This is a genomic window from Undibacterium sp. GW821-FHT11B02, from assembly GCF_058808955.1.
Genome location: NZ_JBXASD010000018.1, coordinates 91627 through 100016 on the forward strand (window position 1 = coordinate 91627; position 8390 = coordinate 100016).

Annotated in this window: 10 protein-coding genes; 8 read left to right on the forward strand and 2 right to left on the reverse strand. The window is 50.4% G+C overall.

Translation table 11 applies throughout. The features are described from left to right. Positions 1–39 precede the first annotated feature (39 nt). Positions 40–348 (reverse strand): c-type cytochrome, encoded by a 309-nt coding sequence (locus AC1RVX_RS27535; protein WP_493219785.1) that lies wholly within the window; start codon positions 346–348, stop codon positions 40–42. A gap of 238 nt (positions 349–586) precedes the next feature. Here AC1RVX_RS27535 and AC1RVX_RS27540 point away from each other — a divergent pair, with 238 nt between their 5' ends. The 5 genes from AC1RVX_RS27540 (at position 587) to leuA (ending at position 4965) form a co-directional block, all read left to right on the forward strand. Beyond that, positions 587–820 (forward strand): TIGR04438 family Trp-rich protein, encoded by a 234-nt coding sequence (locus AC1RVX_RS27540; RefSeq protein WP_493219786.1) that lies wholly within the window; start codon positions 587–589, stop codon positions 818–820. 66 nt (positions 821–886) lie between these two features. Beyond that, on the forward strand, positions 887–1789 hold the full coding sequence (locus tag AC1RVX_RS27545; RefSeq protein WP_493219787.1) for a LysR family transcriptional regulator: 903 nt from the start codon (positions 887–889) through the stop codon (positions 1787–1789). A 9-nt stretch (positions 1790–1798) separates the two neighbouring features. After that, the gene (lgt, locus tag AC1RVX_RS27550; RefSeq protein WP_493219788.1) at positions 1799–2608 is read left to right on the forward strand and encodes a prolipoprotein diacylglyceryl transferase; all 810 of its coding nucleotides are present in this window, start codon (positions 1799–1801) and stop codon (positions 2606–2608) included. A 380-nt stretch (positions 2609–2988) separates the two neighbouring features. Continuing rightward, positions 2989–3111 (forward strand): hypothetical protein, encoded by a 123-nt coding sequence (locus AC1RVX_RS27555; protein ID WP_493219789.1) that lies wholly within the window; start codon positions 2989–2991, stop codon positions 3109–3111. Positions 3112–3249: 138 nt separating this feature from the next. Then, positions 3250–4965: a 2-isopropylmalate synthase gene (gene leuA / locus AC1RVX_RS27560; RefSeq protein ID WP_493219790.1), complete on the forward strand. Its 1716-nt coding sequence runs from the start codon at positions 3250–3252 to the stop codon at positions 4963–4965. Positions 4966–5010: 45 nt separating this feature from the next. On the opposite strand, the gene pdxR is transcribed toward leuA, so the two are convergent. Beyond that, complete coding sequence (gene pdxR / locus AC1RVX_RS27565) at positions 5011–6519, reverse strand: MocR-like pyridoxine biosynthesis transcription factor PdxR (protein WP_493219791.1); 1509 nt, start codon at positions 6517–6519, stop codon at positions 5011–5013. A 112-nt stretch (positions 6520–6631) separates the two neighbouring features. Between pdxR and AC1RVX_RS27570 the strand changes: the two genes are divergently transcribed. From AC1RVX_RS27570 to AC1RVX_RS27580, 3 genes are read left to right on the forward strand one after another with little or no spacing between them, the layout of a single operon-like run. Beyond that, positions 6632–7093: an OsmC family protein gene (locus tag AC1RVX_RS27570; RefSeq protein WP_493219792.1), complete on the forward strand. Its 462-nt coding sequence runs from the start codon at positions 6632–6634 to the stop codon at positions 7091–7093. Between the two features lie 2 nt (positions 7094–7095). After that, entirely contained in the window at positions 7096–7740 is a 645-nt protein-coding gene (locus tag AC1RVX_RS27575) for an FMN-binding negative transcriptional regulator (protein ID WP_493219793.1), read from the forward strand. A gap of 20 nt (positions 7741–7760) precedes the next feature. Continuing rightward, positions 7761–8222, forward strand: a complete 462-nt coding sequence (locus AC1RVX_RS27580; protein ID WP_493219794.1) for a GNAT family N-acetyltransferase — start codon at positions 7761–7763, stop codon at positions 8220–8222. The last annotated feature ends 168 nt before the right edge of the window (positions 8223–8390 follow it).

Consider the following 8390-nt stretch of genomic DNA (forward strand, 5'->3'; position numbering starts at 1 on the left):
TGACTATTTCAGACGACGTACTATTTGCAAAAGCACATATTATTTCAGGGTCAAAATCCATTTAACCAAGGTCTTTGCTTCAGCTTCAGATACTTGCGCATTGGCTGGCATGGGAACTGCACCCCAGGTACCGCTGCCGCCCTTCAATACCTTTTGCACCAGCTTGGCTTCCGCTGTCTTGTCGCCAGCATATTTCTTGGCTACATCCTTGTATGCAGGGCCAACAATCTTCGCATCTACTGAATGGCATGCCATGCAGTTTTTTGCTTTTGCCAAATCCATATTTGCCATTGCCGAACCAGAAGCCATCACTGCCAACACAGAACCTACCAACAAAGAATATTTCATTGCTTTCTCCAGGTTAAAAACTATTTATCATTCTACCGCCTTTTCCACAATTAAACGTTCCTGGCAAACCAAAGGTTGACCTGAAATAAAATCCGTACTGAAATGTATAATAGTATTTGCGCAAAACAGCTGCTATTGTGGTGCAGTCGAAGTTACAAACCTGCCTGCAACCTGGCATTCCTCAGTGGGAGCCTTGCCGGAACAATTTTGCGCAGGTTCCATATCAAAGGATTTAGCCATGTTTGCCATCATTGTCCTGTTTTTGCTGCTGGTATTGAAATTTGCAGAAATCTCCATTTTTGCCAATTTGTCCTGGTGGTGGATAGTCGGCGGTGCTTTTGCCGTTTTTCTCTGGTTTGAAATTTTTGAGCGCGTGTTTGGCCTGGATAAACGCAAAGACCATGCACATTTCGAAAAAATGCAAAAAGAGCGGGTAAAGCGCTCTTTCGAGAAAAAAACTGGCAGACGCTGATTATTTTCAGGTCAACGAATCAGGCTAGTTCATCGCAATACTGTTAAAACCAGCCTGCCCCCCCCAATGCCCATACCTGAAACAAGACATCTAGAATTGCGTCAACTACGCTATTTTCTTGCTGTCGCCGAAGAAATGCATTTTGGCCGTGCAGCAACACGACTGCATATGACTCAACCGCCGCTATCCCAGGCCATACAAGCACTGGAAAGCATACTGGGCGCAGAGCTGTTTATCCGCAATACCCGTAATATCTCCCTGTCTTCTGCCGGAATAGCGCTATTGCCGGAAGTAAGGCGTTTGTTGCAACAAGCACAAGACTTGCCACAACTGGCACAGCTTGCCGCCAGCGGTGCCAGCGGCCAGTTATCACTGGCCTTTGTCTCTATTGCCGATTACAGTATTTTGCCACCTGCGCTACGTGAATTCCGTCAGCAGCACCAGGGCGTGCACATAGAATTGCGCGAAGCAACCACAGACCTGCAACTGGATGCGCTGGAAAAGGCGGAAATCGATGCTGGCTTCCTGATCCCGCCCATCCCTGAAAAGCTGCAGCATCTGTTCAATTACCAAAAAGTCTTATCAGAACCACTAATATTGGCCGTACCAGAAAATCTCGCCAACGGACGCAGCAGCATGGGATTGGCGGAATGCGAAAACATGCCGCTGATCCTGTTCCCACGAAAAATTGCGCCAGCATTACACGATGCCATCTTGGGTTGCTTTCACAGCGCCGGCCTGACGCCCGACATCGGGCAGGAGGCGATACAGATGCAAACCATAGTCGGTCTGGTGTCTGCTGGCATGGGAATCGCACTTGTGCCACAATCCGTGTCGAACCTGCAACGCCCCGGCGTTCTGTACTTTGATTTACCGGACAGCACGGCTGTGGTGGAAATTGGCCTTGCCTGGCGCAAAAACAATCATTCTGCAGTCCTTGATGCCTTTGTGCATCTGTTTAACCAATAATTGATATTCATGCTCATTCATCCAAATCCTGACCCTGTTGCTTTTTCCTTAGGCCCGGTTTCTGTTCACTGGTACGGCATCATGTATCTGGTGGCTTTTGTACAGTTCATTATTCTTGGCCGTGTCAGGCTGCGCCAACCACACATCGCAGCCAAAGGATGGACACGCGAGCACATCGACGACATGCTGTTTTTCGGGGTATTGGGTGTCATCATAGGTGGGCGTCTGGGTGAAGTCCTGTTCTATGGTTTTTCCTACTATATGTCCCATCCGCTAGAAATTTTTGCGGTGTGGAAAGGTGGCATGTCTTTTCACGGCGGTTTTTTGGGTGTGCTGGTAGCCATGTACCTGTGGGCGCGCAAGGCAAAATTCCACCTGGCTGATGTGTATGATTTTATAGCTCCGCTGGTGCCGCTGGGTTATGCCGCTGGCCGCATGGGCAACTTCATCAATCATGAGTTGCCTGGACGTGTGGCATCTGCGGATTTGCCTTGGGCGATGATGTGGCCGGGCATCGCTTACCCAGTCCACCCTTCACCAATTTACCAGGCGCTGGTGGATGGCATCCTGGTCTTCATCATACTCTGGCTATTTGCCATGAAGGCAAGGCCACGTCTGGCAGTAGGTGCCCTGTACGTGACACTGTATGGATGCACGCGCTTTTTTACCGAATATTTCCGCACACCGGATTATGAAGTTAACTTCCTTGGATTCACGATATCGGCAGGACAGATGTTGTCCTTACCCATGATATTAGGTGGATTGTTGTTCCTGTTTTTCTCCTACAAATTTGCCGCCGCACCGACGCGCAAATCCTGACTGACAACAAGTGGGAATCTAGGGCGTGTTGGCCTAAATACCAAACAAAAATACATGGGTGCGCTGGCTACCTTCCAAAACACCCATGTACCAACACACACAAAGCGCCAACAAATTTTGCTTGACGAAAGTGCAGTATATCTTTTACAGTAGGCGCATGAACTTTCTTACCTACACATCTGATGCGCACACCGCGACTACTGGCAAGCACTTGCCAGCGGTACAGATGCCTATGTCGGTAACTCTATCTCTACTATCCGCACTATCCGGCGCGCTACTATAAGCTCTATTAGCTTCGCCTTTCTGTAGTACCTCCAGTTTCACTCCCACAGTTTTTTTGGCTTACCTTTAGCGGTTTCCTGTACACAGGAAAAAAAAGCATGACACATATGATCAACTCAGCATGGATTTCTGCCGGTGACAAGTTCGCCGTGACGGCGATCATCCCTGCTGCTTGTCTGCCAGTTCTGCACCTACGTGCGCTACGACTACTGATCGGTTAACCGGCCTCGTATTTTTTCGTGGTCGCCGGTTAGCCTGAGGCCACTCTTCCCATTGCAATCAAAACAGAAATCAGCGCATTGCTGAGGCTGCGTGCAGTCCTTTATTGCCAATTATTGCCCTTTACAAAAGAGAACAAGATGATCATTGACCCAAGTAAGAAATATCAGCCCTTCCCTACCGTTGATCTGGCAGACAGGCAATGGCCCAGCCGCCGCATACAGCAGGCACCCATCTGGATGAGTACCGATTTGCGTGATGGAAATCAAGCCTTGATCGAACCCATGGATGCGACAAAAAAACTGCGCTTCTTTGAAATGCTGGTGAAGATAGGTTTGAAGGAAATTGAAGTCGCCTTCCCCTCGGCTTCGGAAACTGATTTTGCATTCGTACGAAAACTGATAGAAGAACAGCGCATCCCTGCTGATGTCACCATCGAAGTATTGACACAGTCACGTGAAGACCTGATCCGTCGCACCATTGATTCGGTCCGGGGTGCAAAGCGCGCCATCGTGCATTTGTACAATCCCATTGCACCCGCTTTCCGCCGTATCGTATTTGGCAAATCGCGGGAAGAAATCAAACAGATCGCCGTCGACGGCACCCGTCTCATCAAACAATTGACGGATACCATGCCGGAAACAGAATGGGTATTTGAATATTCACCTGAAACCTTCAGTATGGCAGAACTGGATTTCTCGAAAGAAGTTTGCGACGCCGTAGCCGCCATTTGGGAACCGACACCAGAACGCAAGATGATCATCAACTTGCCCACAACGGTCGAATGCGCAACACCGAATGTATATGCCGACCAGATTGAATGGATGCACCGACATCTGGCGCAGCGCGACAGCATCATCCTGAGCGTACATCCGCATAACGACAGGGGCACGGCCGTTGCGTCTGCCGAACTGGCGGTAATGGCTGGAGCCGACCGCGTCGAAGGCTGCCTGTTCGGCAATGGTGAACGCACCGGCAATGTAGATTTGGTGACACTGGCCTTGAATCTGTACACTCAGGGCATACATCCTGGCCTGGATTTTTCCGACATCGACAGCGTGCGTCAGTGCGTGGAAGAGTGTAATCAATTGCCGGTCCATCCACGTCATCCGTATGTCGGTGATTTGGTGTTCACTGCCTTCTCAGGCTCACACCAGGATGCCATCAAGAAGGGCTTCGCCCAGCAAAGCACGGATGGTATCTGGGAAGTTCCCTATTTACCGATAGACCCGGCCGACCTGGGTCGCAACTACGACGCGGTGATACGTGTCAACAGCCAATCTGGCAAAGGTGGCATGGCATTTTTGCTGGAGCAGGAATACGGCATCAGCCTGCCTCGCCGCCTGCAAATTGAATTCAGCCGGGTGGTGCAAGCCTTTGCAGATCAAAGCGGTAAAGAAATGCATGCACAGCAGATACATCAGATTTTTAGCGACACCTATCTGCATCCGGCAAACCCTTTAAGTTATCAGGCACATCATGCAAACCCTGTCCCGCATCACGGGACCTCGCCATCTGATTCAGCACAAATATCATTGTGTCTGGATTTGCTGCACCAGGAACAGCCACAAGCTGCTCACGGTACAGGTCATGGTATTGTCGACGCACAGATACAGGCCTTTCGGGCCATCGGTTTTAACATCAACATCATGGACAGGAGTGAGCAACAGGTCACACGCAATGGCAAACAGCAATTGGTCTGCATCATTGAGGCACGCATCAATGACGGTGTCAGCCAGCATGGTGCGGCCATCGCTGATGATATGACAACGGCCAGTATCAAGGCCATCATCAGTGCGATCAACCGGCATGCCCTGGCGACTTCTGAAACCGAACTGGACATGCTGGCTGCCTGAACCGGAATAACAGCGATTTGATGCGGTGTGAGTTGCTATTGGTTGCTATTGTTCGTTCTTGAACATACTGGCCAGCAACATCACACTGCGTTCTATCTCAACAATATCCAGTGCAGCAAAACCCAGCAACAAACCTGAGGGATGACTGGCAGTGTCGCCAGTCTGACCCGGTATGCCGTCGTAATGCGCCAAGCCGCGCAACTCCAGACCTAACGCCAGCCCTGCCTGGATGATGCGCTGTTCATCACGATTCTTTTTGAAATACACGGCAAGATCCAAACCACCATCTTGCGCGCCACATTCCAGTTCATCACTCAACATGCTACGTATGCATCGGACCAAACATGTCTGACGTTCCGCATAGATTTTGCGCGTGCGTTTGATGTGTCTGCCAAAATGACCTTCCGCAATAAAGTCTGCCAATACCATTTGCGGCATGACGGCTGTATGTTTGTCGATCACCGATTTACCTTGTATCAGCGGCTCGCGCAGTCTCTCCGGCAAAACCATATAGCCAAGACGCAGGCCGGGAAACAATACCTTGGACAAGGTACCGACATAAATCACGCATTGCCGGGTGTCCAGGCTTTGCAGGGATGCCAGTGGTGAACTGCCGAAACGGTATTCGCTGTCGTAATCATCTTCCACTATCCAGGCTGCATTCTGTTGTGCCCATTCCAGCAGGGCCATACGTCTTTGCAGGCTCATGGTCATGCCTAAAGGCATCTGATGTGAAGGGGTGACAAAGGCCAGTTTCGCTTTGGGAAAGTGTTTGGCAGCGTACGCGACATCCATGCCTTCTTCGTCCACCGGCACTGGACACATCTGCGCCTGTACGGCATGCAAGGCAGCGGTGGAACCGCGATAACCGGGTGACTCTACCCATGCCTGTTCGCCCACATCCAGCAGCATGGTGCTGAGCAGATAGAGTGCCTGTTGCGAGCCCGAGGTAATCAGAATTTGTTCTGGTGTGCAATTGACGCCGCGTGCCGCCTTCAGATACACCGCCAACAATTCGCGCAGAGGCAGATAACCGCCTGGGTCACCGTAACCGAGCTGCCCTTTGTGATGGCGGCAATGTCGCGCTTCCAACCGGGCCCAGACATCAAACGGAAACAGGCCCAGGTCTGGCATGCTGACGCGAAAAGCCCGCACCTGCCCCTGATGGAAACGGGTACTGCCACGTGGATCAATATGCCGCCTGCCGCGTTGCGAAAGACCCTGCGCCTCTTCATCAGCCACATTATCAGTCATCTGCACGTCTTTGGACTTGCCCACCTGCACCTGCGCAGGCAAGTCTTCATTGACAAAGGTGCCCTGCCCGACGGTTCCGCGCAGATAACCTTCCGCCAGTAATTGATCATAGGCATTCAACACGGTTTGCCGGGAGATATTCAATGCTACACAAAATTCACGGCTGGGCGGCAATTGCATGCCAGGCAGCATCTGGCCATTAAGTATGGCTTTTCTGATTTCGCCATATAACTGTCTGTACAGCGGCAAGCTGTGCTGCCGGTCCAGCGTGATGCTGGATATCAATGGCGAAACATGCATGGGTCAAGGCTCACTCAAGAAATTGGTATTCTAATTTTACTTAAAATTGGCACTTTTAAATAACCAATATAAAAATTAAGATTAAACCAATTTCTTCCAGATGGAGTAAAAAATGCATCAATACCAGGCAAAAATTAATTGGGAACGCGGTCAGCAAGTATTTAGTGACAATAAATACAGCCGTGCCCACCAGTGGGAATTTGATGGCGGACTGACGGTGCCGGCTTCATCTTCCCCCTTATCTGTACCGCTGCCGATGTCAGAAGCAGGAAACGTAGATCCGGAAGAAGCGCTGGTCGCTGCACTGGCATCCTGCCATATGCTGTTTTATCTTTCCTTTGTAGCTCAACGCGGCTATGTACTGGACCAGTATCAAGATCTTGCCGTCGGCATCATGGAAAAAAATACTCAAGGAAAACAGGCTATCACCCGCATCCATTTGCGTCCGCATGAAAGTTATAGCGGATCACAACAGCCAAGTTTACAAGAACGTGAAGAATTACATCATATGGCGCATGAGCATTGCTATATCGCCAATTCCATTCACGCAGAAGTCATTATAGAAATCGAATAATCATGTATATACCAGATCAATTTTCTGAACAACGCCTTGAAGTATTGCATGCCCTGATACAGGCGCATCCTCTTGCTGCCATGGTCACTCACAACGAGGATGGGCTGGATGCAAATCATCTGCCTTTTCTGGTGTCACCACCGACTGCGGAAGCCCCATACGGCACGTTGCGTGGCCACGTTGCCCGCAGCAATCCGGTGTGGCAAAACGCGGCTACAGGCAAAGACGTGCTGGTGATTTTCCAGGGTGCACACGCCTATATCAGCCCGCGCTGGTATGCAGAAAAAAAACACAGTGGCGCGGTCGTGCCAACGTATAACTATGCGGTCGTACATGCCCATGGCCCCATGCGCGTCGTCGAAGACAGGCAAGAATTCCTGGCCTTGCTGACAGATCTCAGCAACCACTTTGAGCGCAAGCTGGATCAGCCCTGGAAAGTCAGCGATGCACCAGCAGAATACATAGACCGGATGATGGATATGATCGTCGGTATAGAAATACCCATCCAGCGCATCTGCGGAAAATGGAAAACCAGTCAGAATAAAACCCCTCAGGACCGCATGACGATAGCGAATGGCTTGCGAGAGCTCGGCAATACGGAAGTGCAGGACATGGCAAGTGTCATGGAACAACAATTATTTACTTAAAGACGTTGAAAAGATATTCTATGAACAAAAAAATCACTGTCAGACCCGTCAAAAAAGAAGACTTTGCCGCCTGGTCTGTTCTCTGGGAAGGCTACAACCGTTTCTATGAACGTACAGGCCCGAATGTGCTGCCGGATGCAGTCACACAGATGACCTGGTCCCGGTTTTTTGATTGCTATGAGCCGGTCCACGCCCTGGTGGCAGAGCAGGAAGGGCAATTGCTGGGGCTTGCTCATTACCTGTTCCACAGAACCACCAGCCGTATCGAAGCCAGTTGCTACCTGAATGATTTGTTCACCACACCAGAAGCACGCGGCCAGGGTGTAGGTCGTGCACTGATAGAAGCTGTGTATGAACAGGCCCGTCTGGCAGGATCGACCGTGGTGTACTGGGGAACCCATGAAACCAACTCCACAGCCCAGCAACTCTATAATCAGGTGGCCGACAAATCAGGCTTTATTATCTATCGTAAATTGATATGACTGAAAACCGTTATTACATCAATGCTGCTCTACAAACCATCTAATCCTCCAGAGCGTCTCGCACGATAGGTTTGGCTGCCTCGCTGCGCAACACAATGGATGTGGTCACCGCACCGTAGACAGCAATGGCATCAACAATGCTTTCCAGTTTGGCCGGTGAAGGCACGA

Excerpts from the sequence above, each read along its gene's own strand:
- AC1RVX_RS27535 (WP_493219785.1), bottom strand. The coding sequence starts at position 348 with ATGAAATATTCTTTGTTGGTAGGTTCTGTGTTGGCAGTGATGGCTTCT.
- AC1RVX_RS27540 (WP_493219786.1), top strand. The coding sequence starts at position 587 with ATGTTTGCCATCATTGTCCTGTTTTTGCTGCTGGTATTGAAATTTGCA.
- AC1RVX_RS27545 (WP_493219787.1), top strand. The coding sequence starts at position 887 with ATGCCCATACCTGAAACAAGACATCTAGAATTGCGTCAACTACGCTAT.
- lgt (WP_493219788.1), top strand. The coding sequence starts at position 1,799 with ATGCTCATTCATCCAAATCCTGACCCTGTTGCTTTTTCCTTAGGCCCG.
- AC1RVX_RS27555 (WP_493219789.1), top strand. The coding sequence starts at position 2,989 with ATGACACATATGATCAACTCAGCATGGATTTCTGCCGGTGACAAGTTC.
- leuA (WP_493219790.1), top strand. The coding sequence starts at position 3,250 with ATGATCATTGACCCAAGTAAGAAATATCAGCCCTTCCCTACCGTTGAT.
- pdxR (WP_493219791.1), bottom strand. The coding sequence starts at position 6,519 with ATGCATGTTTCGCCATTGATATCCAGCATCACGCTGGACCGGCAGCAC.
- AC1RVX_RS27570 (WP_493219792.1), top strand. The coding sequence starts at position 6,632 with ATGCATCAATACCAGGCAAAAATTAATTGGGAACGCGGTCAGCAAGTA.
- AC1RVX_RS27575 (WP_493219793.1), top strand. The coding sequence starts at position 7,096 with ATGTATATACCAGATCAATTTTCTGAACAACGCCTTGAAGTATTGCAT.
- AC1RVX_RS27580 (WP_493219794.1), top strand. The coding sequence starts at position 7,761 with ATGAACAAAAAAATCACTGTCAGACCCGTCAAAAAAGAAGACTTTGCC.